The following is a 20,888-nucleotide window of genomic DNA, read 5'->3' on the forward strand; positions in this document are numbered from 1 at the left end:
TTTTTTCGTATTCTTTCATTGCAGTTAAAATACGTTGATAAAAACACTGGAAGCCATCACTAGACTGTAATACTGGGAAAGATTTTTGGAGCACCCGACCACGATCATCTACAAAGCAAGCAAAATGTTTTCGCTTGGCAATGTCAATTCCTACTACGAGTGTATTCTCGGTGACTTGATTTATTTTCTGATTTTGTTTAAAATCCACTTTGGAGTCCTCCTTGGTTAACTAAGTTAGGGGTCAATTCGCGCTATGATTTGACACCCCGTATCATACCAAGAGGGCTCTTTTTTGTTCAAGTCCCCGAAAATCCTTCTAACAGGAATGCTCCTTTTAAAACCATCCAAAAGTGTACAAACAGTTATCAGCTATTATTATTGTAGGTTTCATTCTGAAATTTAGAACAAAATTATTGGGTTCTTTTACTTTATATAGGGAGGTTTCCCGTTATCCCTTTCCATAGAAAAAGAACTGCCGCTATCGACAGTTCTCTTTCATTCTATTTATCTTCCTTTAAAGACAGGCTTTCTTTTCTCTGCAAAAGCTGTTAAAGCTTCAATACGATCTTCTGTTGGAATCGTTAACTCATACGCTTTCCGTTCAATTTGCAATCCCGTCTGCAAATCTACTTTCATTCCTTCTTTAATAGCAAACTTTGCTTGTTGCAAAGCAATTGGTGCATTTGCTAATATGCGGCTAATAAAACCGTCAACAACATCGTTTAATTCATAGAGTGGACTAACCTTTGTCACTAATCCAACCTTTTCTGCTTCCTGTGCTAGTAACCGCTCTGCTGTTAGAATTAGCTCAAGTGCTTTTGTTTCTCCAACAATGCGAGGCAATCTTTGAGTTCCACCAGCACCAGGGATAATTCCCAAGCTTGTTTCAGTTAATCCAAGTCCTACATCCGCTGCAGCAAATCGAAAGTCACAGGCTAAAGCCAACTCCATTCCTCCACCAAAAGCATAACCGTTAATGACGGCAAGCGTAGGTTGTGGAAGCTGTTCAATTTTAGAAAACACTTCACCAATTTTAAAAATATTCCGCTTTACTTCTTGGTCAGTAAGTGTTTTTCTTTCTTTTAAATCTGCTCCCACGCAAAATGCTCTTTCCCCTGCACCGATAAACTTCACCACTCGCACATCTGGATCAATACGAGCTTTTTCTACCACCTGCTCTAGTTCACATAGCATGTCGTAGTTAAATGCGTTCATCGCTTCCGGACGATTTAAAATAACTGTGGCGACTTGTTTATCCTTATCATACACAATAGATTCCATAGTACCCCCCTATTTTGAAATCGCTTTCAATTTTTTATTTACTTTCCTAATAACTCTTTTCGTAAAGCCTTTCGCAAAATCTTCCCTGTAGCATTTTTCGGCAACTCATCTAAAAACGTAATGCTACTTGGAATTTTATATTTCGCTAAGTGAAGTTGACAGTAATCAAGTAGGTCTTGTTCACTAACAGCAGCATCTTTAACTACAACGTAACATTTAATTTGTTCACCAAATACAGGATCTGGAACACCAAGTACTGCCACTTCTACAACGTTAGGGTGTGAATACAACACTTCTTCCACTTCTCTTGGATACACGTTATATCCACCTACAATAATCATATCTTTTTTGCGATCTACAATATAGAAATAACCTTCGGGGTCCATACGAGCCAAGTCACCTGTATACAACCACCCATCTCGAAGTGCATGAGCTGTATCCTCCGGCAGCTTATAGTAACCCTTCATGACGTTTGCACCTTTAACAATTAACTCTCCCACTTCTCCTACGGGAACTTCTCTTCCTATTTCATCAACTACTTTATTTTCGACATTCATAATGGAAGTTCCAATAGAACCAGGCTTACGCTCTTTATCAATCGGATTAAAGCACGTAACCGGAGATGCTTCTGATAAGCCATATCCTTCGGCAACAACCACTCCGAATTGTTTTTCAAATTCTTTTAATAAAGCCACCGGCATTGATGCTCCCCCAGATATGCATAAACGTAGCGTCTTCACTTTTTCTTGAGCACCCTTATTCGATTGTAAAAGGAAGTTATACATCGTTGGCACACCAGCAAAAATTGTTGCTCTTTTCTCTTCCGCAAGCTGAAAGAAAATAGTTGGACTAAATTTAGGCATCACTAAAACTGTGCCCCCATTCATCAGCGGGGCATTCAGCGCAACAGTTAAGCAAAAAACATGAAACATTGGCAATGCAGCTACTACTCGATCTTCGCCATTAATACTTAAATAATCAGCGACGTCTTTAGCATTTTGATAGACGTTTTTCTGAGTAAGCATAGCGCCTTTTGGTTTACCTGTTGTTCCAGAAGTATATAAAATTAAAGCTGTGTCATCTTCATCAAGTGTTGGGAATTTATATGTAACGTCTTGGTGTTGTACAATAGATGAAAACGAATGAATATCATTTGAAGATAGAAAATTGTGTTCTTTTTGAAGGCTACTCTCACAAACAACCAAATGCTCAAGCGCAGATATTTCTGCTTTCATTTCTTCCAACAAAGGTACTAAAAGATCAAGCGTAATAGCTACCTTTGCATCACTGTTCTGTAAAACATACGTGATTTCCCCTTTCGTGTAGGTTGGATTAATCGGAATAACTGTAGCGCCAACTCTTAAAGCACCATATAATCCAATAATAAAATGCGGTGAGTTTCCAAGTAATAATGCAATATGGTCTCCTTTTTGAACTCCTAACCTTTTTAAACCGTTTGCAAATAAAGTGATAGAGGTATCAAGATCAGCATAAGTGACTTCCTCATCCAAAAACACGTATGCAATCTTTTCAGGATACTGCTTCGCAGTGGTATGAAGCTGTAACGACAAATTCAATTATTCTCCTCCTCTCGCCATAATGAATGAATAACCATTCATTATTTAGGCGTAATATTGGAAACTTTCTTACTATATTATACTTTTTTTATCTATCGTTGACAAGACTCTTATAAAGATAAGACTGACTTTAAATTTTCTCCATTACAAACGATTACTGCAGCTCTTATAGTTCTCTTACTTTTTATAGCTTCTTACTATATAAATAAAAAGCAGGCTAGAAAAGAATTAAGTTCTTTTCTAGCCTGCTTTACGCTCTTAATAAATAAGATCAATAAACTCTTCTTTTTCAACGTTCCCAAAATAGTGCTTCACATCAACATTTTCTAATGCTGCTGCAATACTCGACCTTTCGTATCGGATGTTCGTTAACTTTTCTTCGACTTCACTAACATCTCCTACTCCAAAGAAGTCTCCATAAATTTTACATTGTGTAATGGTACCTTTGCTTACTTCTAAGCGCACATCAATTTGTCCAACTGGAAAACGGTGAGCATGCTGCACGTTAAATTTTGGTGATTTCCCATAATTCCATTCCCACGTTTGATAACGCTCGTTCGAAATTTCGTTGATTTTTTCCCAATCTTTTTCAGTCAGCTTATATTCTTTAATATTTTCTTCTCCATCAAAAATGTAGCGTAAGATAAGCTGTTTAAATTCATTTACGGTAATTTTATCCGTTAAAAACTCACTGATATTTGCTACGCGACTTCTAATAGACTTAATACCTTTGGATTCAATTTTATCTTTTTTTACTTTCAACGCAGATACAACATTTTCAATTTCAGAATCAAATAAAAGCGTTCCATGACTAAACATACGACCTTTTGTTGAAAACTGTGCATTCCCAGAAATTTTACGTCCTTCGGCTAAAATATCATTACGGCCACTTAATTCTGCGTTTACTCCCAGTTTTGCTAATGCTTCAATAACAGGCTCCGTGAATTTCTTGAAATTATGAAAACTTTCCCCATCATCTTTCGTAATAAAGCTAAAGTTGAGGTTACCCAAATCATGGTACACAGCACCTCCACCTGATAAACGGCGAACAACATGAATTCCTTGATCTTCTACGTATTTCGTATTGATTTCTTCAATTGTATTTTGATTTTTACCAATAATGATAGACGGTTCATTCACGTAAAATAATAAATACGTTTCGTTAATATCTAAATGCTTAAGCGCATACTCCTCGATTGCTAGATTAATTCTTGGGTCATGTATATCTCCATTGTTAATGTATAACATTTTTCTTTTATCCTCCTACTTATTCCATTGTAATCCTGAACTTGCTAAAAAAACGTTCCCTGTAAACTCGTTTTTTGCTTCTACTACTAATTGTTCTACTTCTCCGTAGTGTGGCAGATGCGTTAGCATTAGTTCTTTCGCGTTAGCACCGTGTGCTAACTTCCCTGCTTCGGTACTCGTCATATGCCCTGCCCCGCTTCCATTCTGGTGAGCATAGAAGTTGCATTCACAGATTACTAAATCAGCTTGCTGTGAAAAAGGCACGAACGCATCAATGTAGCTAGAATCTGCTGTATACACGACAGCTTTATCTCCAGCAGAAATTCGCATCGCATAGCATGTCACAGGATGCTTTGTTTGTAAAAATGTAATGGTAAATGGTCCAACTTCTAGCGATTGATTAGGGTTATAAGAAACCCCTTTTGTAATGCCAGAATGTGTCAGCTTTTCAAACGCTGCTTGATCGTATGTATGTCCATAAATAGGTAATTCTTTCACATCATTTCCTAAGTAAGATTGAATTAACCGAGCATATTGAAGTACGCCAATATCAGCAACATGATCATGATGATAGTGAGATAAAATAACTGCGTCAAGTTCTTGTGGAGCTACGTACTTTTGCAACTGTCCAAGTGCTCCACTTCCACAATCCACTAACAACTTATAGCCATCATGTTCAAATAAATAACTAGAGGTTGCTTCTGACACGCCAGGGTATCCACCCCAAAAACCAACAACTGTTACTTTCATCCAAGTTGTCCTCCCTTTCTGAATGCCTTTAGCCCTAGTATACCCCAGGTCCATTTAAAATCTAAACAAAAAAGGATGAAACAAGAATTGACAGATAACTAACTGTTATATAACAAATTACATTTTTTTATAAAAAAGGGCTATTTTTGTTCTAAAACACAGTTGCCAAAATAAAACTGTTATAATACAATGTTAATAACAAACAAACGGAGGCGATGGAGATGTTAGAAAAAATGTCTGATTTTTTCAAAAAACTACCAACTAAAAAGTGCTTAGAATGCGGTCAAGAGATTGAAGAGCAGCATGAATGCTATGGAAATAAATGCGATAACTGTGTAGATGTTATGAAATAGTAAGCGGTTACGTCAAAAAGGCTCTGTTTTATAACAGAGCCTTTTTGACATAACCTTCAGTATTTATGCTATTCTTTTCAATTATCAAACAAATAAAGACCTTTTTCTAACGTATTTAAGCAATTTTAGTTGAGCCGCGCATACTCATTTTGCTTACAGAGAAAGAAAACTATTCATTTAATCACATGAATTCTTCAATTTTTGATACAAAAAAATTTTTTTATCTAACTCCTGGCTAACTTTTAGAATCGTGCCATAAGAGTACTCATTCGTTTCCTTTGCCAAGCGATAGATAATATCTTGTAAAGCACGAATCTCCTTTTCTAACTGAGATAGTTTCATCCAGTTACTTCATCCCCTAGGTTAAATTTCAACTACTTCATAATATCATTAACACCCGCATAAATTCATAGTTTTTTTGTAATAAATGCCATAATATTAGGCTAATCCAAAAAAGGAGAGCGATTTTTTAGAGGCCACTGAAAAAGTCCATATAGACTAGATTTTGCGAAGGCTTCCTCGATGGAATCGAGGAAGCCTTCGCTATTTTCATGTATAATAGTTGTATTAATTCTAGGTGGTGTCCCGGATGATTTCAAACCAACAATCTCTTAACCTTAGCCCGTTCATGGCCATTTACGATATCGTCGTACCGAAAGATAATATGCTCCGTCAGATCAATGGACTTGTTGATTTTTCGTTTGTTTTGGAGGAATTACAAAATAAATATTGTCTCGATAACGGTCGCAATGCAGTGCCTCCAATTCGTATGTTCAAATATTTATTGCTAAAAACCATTTTCGACTTATCAGATGTAGATGTTGTGGAACGTTCAAAGTACGATATGTCCTTTAAATACTTCCTTGATATGGCGCCAGAAGATCCTGTGATTAATCCAAGTTCGTTAACGAAATTTCGAAAATTACGCCTAAAAGATGTAGAATTACTCGACATGCTCATTCAAAAAACAGTAGAAATTGCACGAGAGAAGGAGCTTATTAAAAGTAAATCTATTATTGTTGACGCTACGCACACAAAAGCTCGATTTAACCAGAAATCACCGAAAGAATTTTTAGCGGAGAAGTCAAAACTACTCCGCAAAGCTGTCTATCAAATCGATGAAGGCATGAAAGAAAAATTTCCTCCGAAGGCAACCACAGAAGACTTATCCGATGAACTTGACTACTGTCAAAAGGTCATTCAAGCTGTGGAAAAAGAAGAAGCTATTTCTGAATATCCAAAAGTAAAAGAAAAGCTCAACTACTTAAAAGAAATTGTGGAAGATCATCAAGAGAACCTGCAATCTTCCCAAGACCCGGATGCACGAATTGGACATAAAACAGCCGATACCTCTTTCTTTGGCTATAAAACACATATTGCGATGAATGAAGAACGAATTATTACAGCTGCAGTAGTTACAACTGGTGAAAAAAGTGACGGAAAATACCTACAAACATTGATTGAAAAAACTCACGAAACAGGGATGGAGATTGATACAGTCATTGGTGATACTGCCTATTCAGAGAAAGATAATATTCAATATGCAACCAAAAGTGAATTACAATTAGTATCTAAATTACACCCACTTATTACACAAGGAACACGTAAGAAAGAGGATGAATTTGAGTTTAACAAAGACGCGGGAATGTATGTTTGTAAAGCTGGACACATGGCCATTCGAAAAGCACGCACCGGTAAAAAGCAGGCGAATCAATGCTATACATACTATTTTGATATTGATAAATGTAAAGTATGTCCATTCAAGGACGGATGTTATAAAGAAGGAGCTAAAACGAAAACGTACTCTGTCACGATTAAATCTACAGAACACAAAGAACAGGAGGCATTTCAAGAAAGTTCATATTTCAAAGATAAGGCGAAAGAACGCTATAAAATTGAAGCGAAGAATAGTGAACTCAAGCATAGACACGGGTATGATGTGGCATCCTCCTCGGGTCTCGTTGGCATGCAAATGCAAGGGGCGATGACCATATTTACAGTCAATTTAAAACGAATCATAAATTTAATGAAAGAATCAAAGTAATAATGAACATAGAAAAAGGCTACTTTTCGTTCAAAGATTGAACGAAAAGTAGCCTTTTTAGTTTTATATACGAGTTTTGGAATTAAAAAACCTAAGTTTTTCAGTGGCCTCATTTTTTATTCTCTCTCCTTTTTTTTATCTAAAAACAGGAAATTTGATGTTTTAGCCCCTCCCTTTTAACTAGATGGCTAACATATATGTTATCGCTTTTCTATGAAAAAAGAATATTTATAATATATAAACTTCTTAAAATACATTAATTTAATGTTGTCATACAATAGTCATATTGATAGAATGAAAACACATTTTTATACGCTTCCTTTGTATAATCGCGATAATATGGATCGCAAGTTTCTACCTAACAACCGTAAATTGTTAGACTATAAGGGAAAGCGGTACGTATGAGGTAAGACTTACTGCTGCTTTCTCCTATAGCTTGGAGGAAGCAGTTTTTTTATAGGAGGATTCCATCATGTCTTATCTTATCGGTCTACTATCACTTGTAGCAATTTTGTTTGTCAGCTGGCTTTTAAGTACAAATCGAAAAATTTTTCCTTGGCGTACGGTTCTCGTAGGTCTTTCACTCGAAATTTTATTTGTACTTTTTGTTCTTAAAGTACCTCTAGGTCAAACTTTTCTTGAAAAAATGGCATTAGGTATTCAAAAAGTTATTAATTATAGCAATGAAGGTGTTCAGTTTGTGTTCGGTGGTTTTTTTGAAAACACCAATATTACTTCTGTTTTTGCCATTAACGTACTAACCGTTATTATCTTCATTTCAGCTTTAGTGTCTGCACTTTACTATTTACGAATCATTCCTTTTTTTGTCCGCATTGTCGGAATTATCTTAGGAAAAGCTCTTGGCACTACGCAAGTTGAAACGTTTAATGCGGTTGGAAACTCATTTTTAGGGCTTGCTGAAGCTCCTTTACTCGTAAAACCTTACCTTGACAGGCTTACAAGATCTGAGCTTTTTGCTGTTATGGTAGGAGGAACAGCTTCTGCCAGTGGTGCAATTCTTGTTGGGTACTCTTTAATGGGAATTGATATGAAATATTTGCTCATCGCTGTCTTTAGCGTACCTCTTGTTTCAATTATTATTGCAAAAGTTATGTTGCCAGAAACAGAAGAGTCTCAAACAAAAGAAAATGTAGCAATGGAAAAAAGCAATCATGCAAATGTGTTTGAAGCGATGGCAGACGGAACAGCAAGCGGTGTAATGCTAGCTTTAAATATCGGTGGTCTTTTAATTGCTTTCATTAGTATTCTTGCGTTGGTTGACGGGGCACTAGGCCTTGTAAACATAGATTTAGCAACCATTTTCAGCTATTTATTTTATCCTTTTGCTATTATTATTGGTATTCCTTTCTCAGATGCTTTACAAGCTGCTTCTATTATCGGAACGAAGCTTGCCGCTAACGAATTTGTTGCGTATTTAAGCTTAACTGAAGTGATGGATGAGCTATCGCCAAAGACCGTAGCAGTTCTTTCAATTGCTTTATGTAACTTTGCGAACTTTTCATCAATTGGACAGCTTATTATCGGCTTAGGTTCTTTAGCCCCTTCTAGACGAAAAGAAGTTTCGAAACTCAGCTTGCGCGCAATCATTGGTGGAACATTAGCAAGCTTCATTACGGCTATTCTTGTCGGTGTATTTATGTAAATAGAAGTCTGACGACAGACGTCATACTAAAAAAAGGCCTCCTTTTATTGCAAAGGAGGCTTTTTTTAAACGGATAGTTGGCGGTATTCATTTGGAGTTAATCCTTCTAATTTTTTAAACACTTTACGAAAGTATTTATCATCTTGATACCCAATCATATTTGCTACTTCATAGATTTTCAGCTGCTCATTTTTTAATAAGGACTTTGCTTTGCTCATTCGAACTTTTACAATATAGTCAGAAATGTTTTCCTGAAATTCTTGTTTGAACTTTCTTGAAATGTACTCTCTGCTTAAATAGAAGCGTTCTGCAATTTCCTGAAGCTTAACGTCTCGATCATAATTCATCTGTAAAAACTGCTCAATTTCATAAATAATATCGCGGTTGTTTTTTTGCTTATCTCGCTTCACAATATTTAAAAAGCGTACAATCTCTCTTTGCTTTCGATTCATATATCTATCGAAGTCAAATCTGCCTTTCACATCAAAAAAAGCGGCCAGCGCCTTCTCATAGTGACTTTGCGCATTGTATGAAATCTCGTATTTTTTTAACCAGTGTTCACTAAGAAGCTGATACTCTTTTTCAATATGCAACAACTCCTTTAAAGATAAATAATTGGCCTGCTTCACAGCATTCTTCACTTCATCAAAAATCGTTGTAAATGCATCTATTTTGCCTATTTGCATTCCTTCTACAATCTTTGTATTGTAGTCCATCAAATTTAACAATACACTACCTCTCTTTAAACTACCCGCACTCTCATAGAACTCAACGCAACTGTCAGCTAGCACGTTGCTCGCTAACAAAGCATCTTTTGCTGTTTGATAGGATTCTAGCAATACTGAAACGGATTCAACATGACGCCCCTTAGCAAGTGGACAACATACGTTGAATGCTAAGAAAATCTCTTTGTGTAGCTTGTTCAAAAGCTGCTTGATTTCAGAGAAATGGTCCCAGAAAATCATTACGATTTCGCCCTTTTGCGATAAATAACGAAAAGCGACCCCATTCTCTTTTTCAACTAAAAGCTCATTAGCCACGTTTAAAATTGAAAAATAAGCTAAGTCACGATCTCCACCAAATGCTTGGATTGTCGCTTCGTCAACTCGAATAATAGCTACTTCATACTCACTGTTTGAGTGAAAGCCAAGCTCTTCATACACCGCATTCTGCAGCACATAGTTATTAATAATTTGTGTCAGCTTACGGTCTCGGTACATAGGCTTCATCTCATTAATTAACTGATAGCTGTTATTATGCTGTTTGCGCTCGTTCTCTTCTTTATGCCATTCATTAACTGCTCTAGTTAACGTGTCATTTAAGATTGAAGGGTCGACAGGCTTTAAAATGTAGTCGGTTGACCCAAAGTGAATGGCTTTCCTCATGTAATGGTAATCATCATAACCCGTTACAACAATGGTTTTCGTATGAGGAGTATGTTCTTTCATCCATTCCAACAGGGCAATCCCACCCATATTCGGCATCTTCATGTCTGTAAAAACGATTTGTGGTTTTTGTTCTCTTATAAGCGCAATCGCTTGCTCACCGTTTTCAGCTTCAATAATGCTTTCAATGTGATGCGTGTCCCAGTCGCCTAAGAGCTTAATTCCTTCACGAACGTGTTCTTCATCATCAACAATCAGGACTTTCATTATGATCATCTCCTTTGTTTAGCTCAAGTGGTAAAATCATTGTTACTGTAAAATATTCATTTTCTTTACTTTCAACTTCCATTTTTGCTGCATTTTCATAGTAGATCAATAAGCGGTCTGCAATATTTTGCAAGCCTATATGCTCTCCTGTATGCTGATTAGACATCGCTAAGCTTTCATGTAAGGATGCTAATGCTTTGTCATTCATTCCTTTTCCATTGTCTCTTACGCAAATTTGAATAAAGCTTTCTTTTATTAAAGACGCTGAAATCGTTAGCTTTCCATCTCCTACTCTTGTTTCAAATCCGTGCTTAAACGAATTCTCTACAAGCGGCTGTAAAATCATCTTTGGAACCAATGTCCTCTTTAACCTTTCGTCAATCTGAAATTCATACGAAAACTTAGAGCCAAAGCGTTGTTTTTGCAAGGCTAAAAATGCTTCAGCATGATTCACTTCCTCAGTAAGAGTTACAATATCTTCTTTCATATTCATACTGTACCTCATCATATTTGAAAGAAGCGTTAATAGCTTATAGACTTCGACCGCTTTATGTTTCAATGCAAGCGTGCCAATCGATTGAAATGCATTGTATAAAAAGTGAGGATTCACTTGGGACTGTAACACTTTGAGCTGCGTTGATTTATTTTCAATTTCCAAGCGGTACTTTCGCTTAATTAAATCATTAATCGTTTCGACCATGGATTTAAAATGCTGACCTAACATACCAAATTCATCGTTTCCTAATGTTTTAAACCGAACCACAAAGGAGCCTTTCTCAACTTCTTTCATATTTTGAATTAAAATTCGAATCGGCTCTGTAAATCGTACTGATACAATCAATGTAGCAATAATAATCATTAATAAAAACGGTAATCCAATTAAAACATTTATTAGAGCGGTTCTCCTTGCATCTTCATATAAAACACTATAAGGAATTCGCTTTACGATATGCCATCCATCAAATGGAGCTGCTAGTTTGTCATAAACGAGTACTCCAGAAAACTTTGAATCTTCCCATTCTACGCTATGAGATTCCTTGTTTTTCAATTGGTGAATCCACTTATATTTTTGTGTTGTTCCAATTGCTTTTTGATTTGATGAATACATGATCATCCCATCATCATTAATTAAATAAAAGTCTTCTTCTTCTTTATTGTATAAGCTATCCGAAGTAGATTTAATTTTAGACAAGTCAATGTCTATTGACAGAAAGCCTAACAAGTTGTTAGAAGGTACTTCATTGATCATGTGATGAAAGCTAATGACTTGCTTCGGATCAGAGTCTAAAATGGTCGATAAATTGTTGTAGCTGTATACTTTATGAGTAGGTTCAATTGATAGAAACTGCTGTTTTTCTTTTAACCTGGCATAATAAGAATGTGAATAAATATCTTCATACTTTTTCCGACTGCTAATTTTAGAATTGTATACCGTATAAGAATCTTGTCCATTTTCAATATATAAATGAAGCTGCCTAATTTCTGGTCGCGTATTAAATAAATAAGATAGCGTTCTTCGCACTTCTAATTGACTTGCCCCTAAATCATTATTTACACCTTCTTGTAATACTTTAATAAATGGATAATAGCCGTATAAACGCGGTGTAATATCAGAAATTTCCTGCAAGTATGTGCTCAGATCCTCACTACCGCTTTTGACTACTTGGTAGTTCGTCGAAATAAAGCGGTTTTTCACAGTTTCTTTTGTATATTGATAGGTGAACACGTTTGAGATAATAAACGGTACAACAGTCGCAATGAGTAAAAACAAAATAAGCTTTTTGCGAATGCTCCACCCCTTCATCACACCCCTCCTTCTTCTTACTATTCGATAAATTATATTGCATTGCTATCATTATACAATAAAAGCGCTTTCAATCTACTTTTTTTTTACAGCTTCATCACAAAGAAGCCTTCTATATGTCTATCCTATACCATACAGAAGGCTTCCATTTTACATTTATTTTTTCATTTTCGCCCAAATTTCATCTAACTTTTTCAAGAACTCATCTTCTGAAATTTGATCTCCTGCATAAGACTGCATTGCTGCTCCAATTTCTTGTACAGCGCCGTCTGGATACTTAAACCAGTTCCATGATAATGTTTTGCCTTCATCAGAGTATTTTAAGATATCGTCTGATAAAGAATCGATTCCTTTTCCATCAATGCTCTTAAATGCTGGGATAAACTTAAATTCTTCTACTAAGAATTTTTGGCCTGTTTCAGATGTTACCAGCCAGTTTAAGAATTTTTTTGCTTCTTCTTTATCAGCTTCTGGAGCGTTCTTATTAACTACCCAGTTATTTGGTACACCAACTGCTAACTTATCATTTTTCTCTTTGTCGTCGCTAATTGGCATTGGGATAAAGCCCATTTCCATATCTGGATTGATTTTTGTAATCATGTTTACAGTCCAGTTTCCTTGCTGCATCATCGCTGTTTCGCCCGCAGCAAACTGCGTTACTTGCGTATTATAATCCGTTGTTAACGGATTATCATTTCCATATTTTAGCGTTAAGTCAAATAAATTCATAAATTGCTTAAACGTTTCGTTACCTTCAAACTTTGCAGTACCCTCATTTAACCCTTTAATGAAAGCATCAGGATCATCCTGCTGAGCTACCGGAATATTAAACAGGTGATTTCCTAATACCCACCACTCACCGTATCCATTTGAAAATGGCGTAATTCCTTTTGCTTTTAGCTGCTTAGACGCTGCTTCTAACTCTGGTAATGTAGTTGGCAACTCTTTTATACCAGCTTTTTTGAATAAATCTTTATTGTAAATAAAACCATATCCTTCAAGGTTTAAAGGCTGACCATAAATCTTTCCATCAACTGTCATTGGTTCTTTTGCAACGTCATACAAATCATCAACCCAAGGTTGATCAGAAAGGTCTTCTAGCTTTTCTAGCCATGTTTGTGCTTCTTGGAACCCGCCGTTATTAAACAAGTCCGGCTCGTTACCAGAAGCAAACTGCGCTTTTAAAGCTGCACTATAATCTGCGCCTCCGCCAACTGTCTGAATATTAAACGTAACGTTTGGGTTTTCTTTTGTATATGCATCCGTTACTTCTTTTAACTGTTCAGCAATTTCCACTTTAAACTGGAACATATCAATTACAACTTCGTCCCCTGAACCACCGCTTGATTTTGTTGTTGACTCTGAACCAGAATTCGAGCATGCAGTTGCAAATAACAATGATGAAGCTAATACCCCAGATAACAATGTAAGCCTTTTCATTTTCATTTTATATACCCCCTTGATTGTCAGGACCCTAATTCCATTGTAACGATTATAGGTAATTTGAATAGGAGACAATATTGAACAACAGAGTGGAAAATATTGATGACCTGTTCAAGTCACAAGAACTGTTGGCCATATTCTCTAACTCTTCTATCAATGGAAAACAAGCAATTTGAAGAAAAATCAAGACTCGTTGCGCGTTCCTTCTCTACTCCAAACCTAACAAGTAAAAGGGTTTCTTCCTACTCAAGAAGCCTGTGATTGGAACGAAGGTTGTGAGACTCCTACGGGATTAGCGAGACAGATTGAAATTCCGCAAGAGCGCAGTGACGAGGAAGTTCAACACTAGCCCCGTGGAAATCGAACAATCCTAAGTAAAAATCACTACTCATTGCGTGCGCTCTTCACTCTCCAACTCTATTTCAAACGACTAATAACCCAAACCTTTTTTCCCAGATTGTGATAATGCAAAAAATTAGATGCGATTAATTTCTTAGAACTATTCCACCTAATAACAAATTTAGACATAATTATGTTAAGATGTAAGATAGTAGATTGATAGCTCTATTTTCAATAAGTGAAGGTGTTTATATGAAACAAAAGAAAAGAAAAAGAAATCATGTCTCTTTACGCATCAATATATTATTCTTTATTGTATTTATCCTATTTTCTGTTCTCATTTTGCGCCTTGGAATCGTCCAAATCGTTCATGGTGAAAGCTATAAACGCGAAGTCGAAAAAACCGAGGACGTCACGGTTAATACGCCTGTACCAAGAGGAAAAATGCTCGACCGATACGATCGTGTTATCGTGGACAATAAACCTTTAAACGCGGTTACTTACACCCGCTTAAAAGGCGTAAAACAAGAAGAAAAGCTAAAGATTGCAAAATCATTAGCTAAAATAATTGATCTTCCTGTCACAACAAATGTGTTTGGCGATGAGGACCAAAAAAGCGATGATAAAAATATCGTTAAGCTCACTGAGCGTGACTTGAAAGACTATTGGATTGCAACAAATCCAGAAGAAGCAAAGAAAAAGATTACGGATAGCGACTTGAAGAAAGTAGAACAAGGAAAATTGAAAGAAGAAGACCTTTATCCTCTACAGCTAAAGCGCATCACTAAGAAAGAACTCAATACCTTAAAAGATGATTTAGAAGTCATCGCGATTAAAAGTAAAATGGAAACTGGCTATGAGTTAACGCCTCAAATTATAAAAAGTGGATTAAACGACCAAGAAATGGCCGTTATTAGCGAACAGCTCTCTACTTTACCTGGCGTTGATGTGACAACCTATTGGGACCGTATGTATACATATGACAGTCTCTTAAGTACGCTACTCGGTAACATTACGTCCGCTGATGAAGGACTGCCGCGTGAGAATTTACAATACTACTTATCACACGGCTATAGCCGAAATGATCGCGTCGGAAAAAGTTACTTAGAAAAGCAGTATGAAAACGTACTGCGTGGACAAAAAGCCCGCATTCAGCACGTAACTGACCGCTCTGGAAACATTTTAGAAGAAAAAATTGTATCGGAAGGTCAACGTGGTAGCGACTTAGTCTTAACCATTGATATGGAGCTTCAAAAACAAATTGAAGAAATTCTGACTAACGGATTGCTAAATGCAAAAGCAGCCAAACCTGGAACTAGCAAATTAGATCGTGCATTTATTATTATGATGGATCCACATACTGGTGAAATTTTAGCTATGGGCGGGAAGCAGCTTGTTTACAATGACAAAAGTAGCAAATTAGAAGTAAAAGACTTTGCGCTCGGTAATATTACTACCTCTTATGAAATGGGGTCAACCGTTAAAGGTGCAACCATTTTAGCCGGATTGGATTCAGGAGCTATTAACTTAGGCACTGTATTTTATGACTCACCGATGTACTTTAAAGGCGGTGACAAGAAGCAGTCTTCTCACCCGATTGGATCTGCTGGCATCGGTCGCGCGTTAGAACAGTCTTCTAACGTATACATGTATAAAACCGTTTTAAGCATGGCTGGTGAAAACTATGTACCGCATGGTGCTCTTAATATTCCTCGAAAAACGTGGGATCAGCTTCGTTCATACTACAGCCAGTTTGGTCTAGGCGTCTCAACAGGTATTGAGCTAGACAACGAAACTACAGGGATGATTGGAAGTGACTATTCTTTACCTGGTAAAGCGCTCGATTTGGCAATTGGTCAGTATGACACGTATACGCCTCTACAGCTCGTTCAGTATACAGCTACTATCGCCAACAACGGCTACCGGTTAAAGCCTCAGCTTGTGAAGGAAATTCGTGAGCCTGAACTTGATACGGAGCTTAAAGGCAGTGTACAAAAATCCGTTGAGCCGGAAGTATTAAACCGAATTACGATGAGCCAAGAAGAAATCAATGCTGTGAAAGCTGGATTCCGCCGCGTAATGACAAACGGAACTGCAAAAAATGAGTTTAGTTCAGAGCCCTATAAGCCTGCCGGCAAAACAGGAACAGCTGAGACTTACAACCAAGGGGTAGCCGTTCGTAACTCTAACTTAATTGCCTACGCACCTTACGATAATCCAGAGGTTGCAATGGCGGTTGTTGTACCATCTTCTTACGTAAAAGGCCCTGGACATGCGTTAAATAGACAGTTAGGTCAAGCGGCTCTACGCGCTTACTTCGACTTAAAGAAGAAAGGTGAACAAGAGCTAGGTGAGAAAGAAAAGCAACAAGAAGAACATAACCAAACAAATGATTAACGAAAAAGCCGGACTTCAATGAAGTCCGGCTTTTGTTTATTTAGTAAATAACCCTCTCAAAAAGTACAGTTCAATTAGTTCACCAATTTGCTGCTCAGATAGCGGCTTATGCTGTTTTTCCCAATCATAAACTAACGCAATGTACATTTTCACGAGTAAAAACGCCGTCACTTCTGGGTCACAGTTTTGAATTTCACCTTTTGCAATGGCTGCTTCAATTCTATTTTTTATATACGTCAAAATTTCGTTTTCAACCTGTACCAACACGTCTTTTACAGCTGACGTACCCATTTCCTGTTCCTGAACGAGCTTGAGCATAAGCTGATGCTCTGTTCGAAATTGGAGCATGCGATAAATAGCAGCTTGAGCATTTTCAAAAAACGTGCGCTCAGAAGAGATTGCTGACTCTGCTTGTTGCAGCATATCTCGAATCATTCTAGACACAATTTCATCAAAAAGCTCTTCTTTGTTTTTAAAAAACGTATAGATAGTTCCTTTTCCAACATTCGCCATTTTAGCGACTTGGTCCATTGTCGTTGCCTTATAGCCAAACAGTGAAAACGATTTTGACGCTGCGTCTAGCACCGATTGCTTTCGATCAATTGCCAATTGATACACCCCTCTTTTTTGACCAAATGAACATTATGGTCAATTCGTACGTTGTAACTATAGCATAAACCTGTCAGCCGACGCAACTCCATGAGAATTTTTACAGAAAAAGCGAAGCAGGTTTACTTCTGCTCCGCTTTTTCTGCTTGAAAATATTTCAAGACTTGCTTCGCTGCATTCTCACCTTGTTCGATGCAGTCTGGTAACCCAAGTCCTTCATAAGAGCTTCCCGCTAGATATAAACCTTTCAGCTGTTCTTCAATAGCTTGATTGATTTCTTCTAAACGCTCTTGATGTCCAACCGTGTATTGAGGCATTGCTTTTTTCCATCGCGTCACCACATAGAATTCTGGTTTTTCCGTAATCTGCATAATGCGATTTAAATCCTCTAATACCACTTGAACAATTTCTTCGTCGGACTGATCGACAATTGCCTCATCTCCTGCTCTTCCCACATAGCAGCGTAGTAGTACTTTACCGTCTGGAGTGGAATGAGGCCACTTTTTATGAGTCCACGTACAAGCCGTAATTGTATAATCGCTGTTGCGAGATACAACAAATCCGGTACCGTTAATATCTTCTTTCACTGCTTCTTTCGGAAAAGCCATCGCTACTGTAGCAACAGAAGTAGACGGCATCTCACGAAGTGGTTCAAATATTGGATAGTGCGACAACATCGATTGAGCAGCGAAATGAGGAGAAGTGATAATGACTGCATCGGCAGTAATCTCTTTTCCATTGCTCAATGTTAAATCATATCGTTCACCCATACGGTTTACTTTTTCAACTTTAACTCCTTTGACGACCGCCAACGGATCAAGCTGCTCTTCAATTGCATCAACAAGCGACTGCAGGCCCTTTTTCAACGTTAAAAAAGCACCTTGCTTTTTTGCATTAGCATCCTCCGCTTGCTTAGGCTGAAGTTCTTTAAACTTCTTCATACCGACAATTAAACTTCGATGTCGCTGCTCTGCATGTAAAAACTGTGGAAACGTTGATTTTAAGCTTAAACGGTCAATGTCTCCTGCATAGATGCCGGAAAGCAAAGGCTCAATTAAGTTTTCAACAACCTCATCGCCTAAGCGTCTTCTAAAAAACATGCCCAGTGATTGGTCACCTTCTTGCTTTGTTTTGGGAATAACAAAATCGGCAGCGGCGCGCAGTTTACCAATCGGAGAAAATAGACCCGTTGTCACAAAAGGAGAAATCTTTGTTGGCACGCCCATTACGGCACCTTCTGGCATTGGATGAAGGTTTTCTTTCACCAATACGTAAGACTGGCCGGTTGAGTTATGAACAAGATCATCCCCTAATCCTACTTCTTTTACCAGCTTAGAGCCCGGTAATTTACGTGCTAAAAAGGAATCGGGACCTCTTTCAATTGTAAAACCATCACGGGTTACGGTTTGAATTTTCCCTCCTAATCGATGGGTTGCTTCAATTAATTGAAATTCATACGGCAAGCCTTTCTCTTTAATTACTTTTTGTAAGTAATAGGCAGCTGAAAGACCTGTTATTCCACCACCGATGATAACAATCTTTTTGTTTGCTTCCGTCATGTAATCATCGCCTTTTCATTAAAATTCAATAGAAAGAGAAGCGGCTAGGGTCATAGCTCGCTTCTTCTATTTTTATTGATTTTCAGATTCGTTATTTAATTTCTTTAACACCACTGTTGCTAATGCATCAATAAATTCTGGCTTAGCATTTGGCATTTCCGGACGATAGTAGTTTGCACCTAATTCATCCGTCACAACCTTGCATTCATAATCATTATCGTACAACACTTCAAGATGATCCGCAATAAATCCTACAGGTGTATATACGAAAGAACGGTATCCTTTATGCTCATACAAATCACGTGTTAAGTCCTGTACGTCTGGACCAATCCACGGATCTGGCGTATTTCCTTCACTTTGCCAGCCAACTTCGTAATTGCTAACTCCCGCACCTTCAGCAATAAGGTCTGCCGTTTCCTGTAGTTGCTTCGGGTAAGGGTCTCCAGCTGCAATGATTTTCTCTGGAAGACTGTGAGCTGACACGATAAGTACAGCTTTTTGTTTTTCATCGTCTGACATTAAATCAAACGTTTGTTTAACTTTCTCGACCCAATAATTAATGAACTTAGGCTCTTTATACCAGCTTTCAATTGAATGAATAACCAGGCCACCTAGCTTTTCAGCCGTTTCTTTTGCACGACCATTGTAAGATTTCACACTGAACGTTGAGAAATGTGGAGCAAGCACAATGCTAACCGCTTCTTTAATCCCATCTTTATGCATTTGTTCTACTGCTTCTTCAACAAATGGTTCAATGTGCTTAAGACCAAGGTAAGCCTTAAACTCAATTTCATCTTGAATTTCATTTAAATGCTGCTCAAGACATCGCATTTGCTCTTCGGTGATTTTCGCTAAAGGTGAAATACCACCTATTGCTTCATAGCGCTGTTTTAAGTCTTCAAGCGCTTCAGCAGATGGCTTTCTTCCTCTTCTAATATGCGTGTAATATCTTTCAATATCTTCTTCTTTATATGGGGTACCGTAAGCCATTACGAGTAATCCCATGACTTTTTTACTCATGATTTACACCTCTTTGTTAGAATTCGTCTGTTTCTACATTTTCTCACGAACAAAAATAAAAAGACAAAAAATAAGGCTCCGTTTTTTTTGACAATTTATTGTCTATTTATTGAATATTCATGAATAAAAGCAGTAAGCCTTTTTAACGTCTCAGGATTAACCTGTGGAAATACACCGTGTCCTAAGTTAAAGATATAGCCGTCTTGCTGCATTCCTTGATCAAGGATAGTTTTTGCACGTTCTTCAATAACTTCCCAAGGAGCTAGTAAAATTGCTGGATCTAAATTACCTTGTAGCGTTTTAGTTAGGCCAAGCTCTCGTGCTTCTTGAACTTGCATACGCCAATCGAGACCTACTACATCTAGCGGAAGGTCGTGCCATTCTTTTGCTAAGTGACTTGCTCCTACGCCAAACATGATAAGCGGCACATTCTTTTCTTTTAGCTCTGTAAAAATGCGATTCATTACTGGTTTAATAAAGTAGCGATAGTCTGCTACATTTAACGCGCCAACCCATGAATCAAAGATTTGAATAGCTCTTGCTCCAGCATCTATTTGTGCTTTTACATATGTAATTGTCATATCCGCTAACTTATCCATTAATGCAAACCAAGCTTTTGGCTCCGTATACATAAATGCTTTTGTCTTATTGTAGTTTTTAGAAGGTCCGCCTTCAATCATATAGCTAGCTACTGTAAAAGGTGCACCAGCAAATCCAATTAAAGGAACGTTCAGCTGCTCCGTTGTTAAAAGCTTGATTGTATCTAATACATAGGCTACATCTTCTTCAGGCGTAATATACCCTAAGTTTTCAACATCTTGCATTGAACGAATTGGGTTTGAAATCACAGGACCAATACCTGTTTTAATCTCAACATCCACTCCAATTGCAGGAAGCGGTGTCATAATATCTTTATATAAAATAGCTGCATCGACTCCGTACTGCTCAACTGGTAAGCGCGTCACATAAGCTCCTAATTCAGGCTGATGCGTAATTTCAAACAGTGAATACTTTTCTTTTAAAGCACGGTATTCCGGCTGAGAACGGCCTGCTTGACGCATATACCAAACTGGTACATGATCCGTCTTTTCTCCTCGGCATGCTTTTAAAAATGTATCATTCATCAGTTGTTGACTCATGGCTTCCACC

The 20,888-nt window shown here is 37.4% G+C and carries 17 protein-coding genes and 1 riboswitch; of the genes, 4 read left to right on the forward strand and 13 right to left on the reverse strand.

Annotated features, from left to right (window positions below):
- From AS180_RS05095 to AS180_RS05115, 5 genes are all read right to left on the reverse strand, one after another.
- On the reverse strand, positions 1-208 hold a 208-nt coding region (locus AS180_RS05095), incomplete at its 3' end, for an IS110 family transposase (RefSeq protein WP_139109143.1).
- A gap of 296 nt (positions 209-504) precedes the next feature.
- Positions 505-1,281, reverse strand: coding sequence for an enoyl-CoA hydratase-related protein (locus tag AS180_RS05100; protein ID WP_025907643.1), 777 nt, complete (start codon positions 1,279-1,281; stop codon positions 505-507).
- A gap of 38 nt (positions 1,282-1,319) precedes the next feature.
- On the reverse strand, positions 1,320-2,858 hold the full coding sequence (locus tag AS180_RS05105) for a fatty acid--CoA ligase family protein (protein WP_025907642.1): 1,539 nt from the start codon (positions 2,856-2,858) through the stop codon (positions 1,320-1,322).
- Positions 2,859-3,116: 258 nt separating this feature from the next.
- Complete coding sequence (locus AS180_RS05110; RefSeq protein ID WP_025907641.1) at positions 3,117-4,106, reverse strand: lipoate--protein ligase; 990 nt, start codon at positions 4,104-4,106, stop codon at positions 3,117-3,119.
- Positions 4,107-4,121: 15 nt separating this feature from the next.
- On the reverse strand, positions 4,122-4,856 hold the full coding sequence (locus AS180_RS05115; RefSeq protein WP_025907640.1) for an MBL fold metallo-hydrolase: 735 nt from the start codon (positions 4,854-4,856) through the stop codon (positions 4,122-4,124).
- 221 nt (positions 4,857-5,077) lie between these two features.
- On the opposite strand from AS180_RS05115, the gene yhfH reads away from it, so the two are divergent.
- Complete coding sequence (yhfH, locus tag AS180_RS21535) at positions 5,078-5,209, forward strand: protein YhfH (RefSeq protein ID WP_064484053.1); 132 nt, start codon at positions 5,078-5,080, stop codon at positions 5,207-5,209.
- A gap of 177 nt (positions 5,210-5,386) precedes the next feature.
- Here the strand turns inward: yhfH and AS180_RS21540 are convergent, their stop codons facing one another.
- Positions 5,387-5,551, reverse strand: a complete 165-nt coding sequence (locus AS180_RS21540; RefSeq protein ID WP_076513299.1) for a Spo0E family sporulation regulatory protein-aspartic acid phosphatase — start codon at positions 5,549-5,551, stop codon at positions 5,387-5,389.
- Positions 5,552-5,798: 247 nt separating this feature from the next.
- Here AS180_RS21540 and AS180_RS05120 point away from each other — a divergent pair, with 247 nt between their 5' ends.
- The gene (locus tag AS180_RS05120; RefSeq protein ID WP_062686509.1) at positions 5,799-7,253 is read left to right on the forward strand and encodes an IS1182 family transposase; all 1,455 of its coding nucleotides are present in this window, start codon (positions 5,799-5,801) and stop codon (positions 7,251-7,253) included.
- A 301-nt stretch (positions 7,254-7,554) separates the two neighbouring features.
- Positions 7,555-7,656: riboswitch (purine riboswitch) on the forward strand.
- Positions 7,657-7,725: 69 nt separating this feature from the next.
- Positions 7,726-8,916, forward strand: coding sequence for a NupC/NupG family nucleoside CNT transporter (locus AS180_RS05125; RefSeq protein WP_062686510.1), 1,191 nt, complete (start codon positions 7,726-7,728; stop codon positions 8,914-8,916).
- 65 nt (positions 8,917-8,981) lie between these two features.
- Here AS180_RS05125 and AS180_RS05130 read toward each other — a convergent pair whose 3' ends face one another.
- From AS180_RS05130 to AS180_RS05140, 3 genes are all read right to left on the reverse strand, one after another.
- Entirely contained in the window at positions 8,982-10,568 is a 1,587-nt protein-coding gene (locus tag AS180_RS05130) for a response regulator (RefSeq protein WP_062686511.1), read from the reverse strand.
- The gene (locus AS180_RS05135) at positions 10,549-12,372 is read right to left on the reverse strand and encodes a sensor histidine kinase (protein WP_025907635.1); all 1,824 of its coding nucleotides are present in this window, start codon (positions 12,370-12,372) and stop codon (positions 10,549-10,551) included. The genes AS180_RS05130 and AS180_RS05135 overlap by 20 nt, the downstream gene beginning before the upstream one ends.
- A gap of 156 nt (positions 12,373-12,528) precedes the next feature.
- Positions 12,529-13,818, reverse strand: coding sequence for an ABC transporter substrate-binding protein (locus AS180_RS05140; RefSeq protein WP_025907633.1), 1,290 nt, complete (start codon positions 13,816-13,818; stop codon positions 12,529-12,531).
- A gap of 588 nt (positions 13,819-14,406) precedes the next feature.
- On the opposite strand from AS180_RS05140, the gene AS180_RS05145 reads away from it, so the two are divergent.
- The gene (locus tag AS180_RS05145) at positions 14,407-16,551 is read left to right on the forward strand and encodes a peptidoglycan D,D-transpeptidase FtsI family protein (RefSeq protein WP_025907631.1); all 2,145 of its coding nucleotides are present in this window, start codon (positions 14,407-14,409) and stop codon (positions 16,549-16,551) included.
- A 36-nt stretch (positions 16,552-16,587) separates the two neighbouring features.
- Here the strand turns inward: AS180_RS05145 and AS180_RS05150 are convergent, their stop codons facing one another.
- From AS180_RS05150 to hemE, 4 genes are all read right to left on the reverse strand, one after another.
- A complete protein-coding gene (locus AS180_RS05150) occupies positions 16,588-17,160 on the reverse strand; it encodes a TetR/AcrR family transcriptional regulator (RefSeq protein WP_025907629.1) in 573 nt (190 codons plus the stop codon).
- A 122-nt stretch (positions 17,161-17,282) separates the two neighbouring features.
- Positions 17,283-18,719, reverse strand: a complete 1,437-nt coding sequence (hemY, locus tag AS180_RS05155; RefSeq protein WP_025907626.1) for a protoporphyrinogen oxidase — start codon at positions 18,717-18,719, stop codon at positions 17,283-17,285.
- A gap of 72 nt (positions 18,720-18,791) precedes the next feature.
- The gene (hemH, locus tag AS180_RS05160; protein ID WP_025907625.1) at positions 18,792-19,739 is read right to left on the reverse strand and encodes a ferrochelatase; all 948 of its coding nucleotides are present in this window, start codon (positions 19,737-19,739) and stop codon (positions 18,792-18,794) included.
- Between the two features lie 95 nt (positions 19,740-19,834).
- Positions 19,835-20,878, reverse strand: coding sequence for a uroporphyrinogen decarboxylase (gene hemE, locus AS180_RS05165; protein WP_025907624.1), 1,044 nt, complete (start codon positions 20,876-20,878; stop codon positions 19,835-19,837).
- Positions 20,879-20,888: the final 10 nt, after the last annotated feature.

The sequence above is a fragment of the Priestia veravalensis genome (assembly GCF_001457055.1).
Taxonomy (GTDB): Bacteria; Bacillota; Bacilli; order Bacillales; family Bacillaceae_H; genus Priestia; species Priestia flexa.

Coding starts and splice junctions, on each gene's coding strand:
- yhfH (WP_064484053.1), top strand. CDS start 5,078: ATGTTAGAAAAAATGTCTGATTTTTTCAAAAAACTACCAACTAAAAAG.
- hemE (WP_025907624.1), bottom strand. CDS start 20,878: ATGAGTCAACAACTGATGAATGATACATTTTTAAAAGCATGCCGAGGA.
- AS180_RS05145 (WP_025907631.1), top strand. CDS start 14,407: ATGAAACAAAAGAAAAGAAAAAGAAATCATGTCTCTTTACGCATCAAT.
- hemY (WP_025907626.1), bottom strand. CDS start 18,719: ATGACGGAAGCAAACAAAAAGATTGTTATCATCGGTGGTGGAATAACA.
- AS180_RS05125 (WP_062686510.1), top strand. CDS start 7,726: ATGTCTTATCTTATCGGTCTACTATCACTTGTAGCAATTTTGTTTGTC.
- AS180_RS05100 (WP_025907643.1), bottom strand. CDS start 1,281: ATGGAATCTATTGTGTATGATAAGGATAAACAAGTCGCCACAGTTATT.
- AS180_RS05135 (WP_025907635.1), bottom strand. CDS start 12,372: ATGAAGGGGTGGAGCATTCGCAAAAAGCTTATTTTGTTTTTACTCATT.
- AS180_RS21540 (WP_076513299.1), bottom strand. CDS start 5,551: ATGAAACTATCTCAGTTAGAAAAGGAGATTCGTGCTTTACAAGATATT.
- AS180_RS05130 (WP_062686511.1), bottom strand. CDS start 10,568: ATGAAAGTCCTGATTGTTGATGATGAAGAACACGTTCGTGAAGGAATT.
- hemH (WP_025907625.1), bottom strand. CDS start 19,739: ATGAGTAAAAAAGTCATGGGATTACTCGTAATGGCTTACGGTACCCCA.
- AS180_RS05115 (WP_025907640.1), bottom strand. CDS start 4,856: ATGAAAGTAACAGTTGTTGGTTTTTGGGGTGGATACCCTGGCGTGTCA.
- AS180_RS05140 (WP_025907633.1), bottom strand. CDS start 13,818: ATGAAAATGAAAAGGCTTACATTGTTATCTGGGGTATTAGCTTCATCA.
- AS180_RS05110 (WP_025907641.1), bottom strand. CDS start 4,106: ATGTTATACATTAACAATGGAGATATACATGACCCAAGAATTAATCTA.
- AS180_RS05120 (WP_062686509.1), top strand. CDS start 5,799: ATGATTTCAAACCAACAATCTCTTAACCTTAGCCCGTTCATGGCCATT.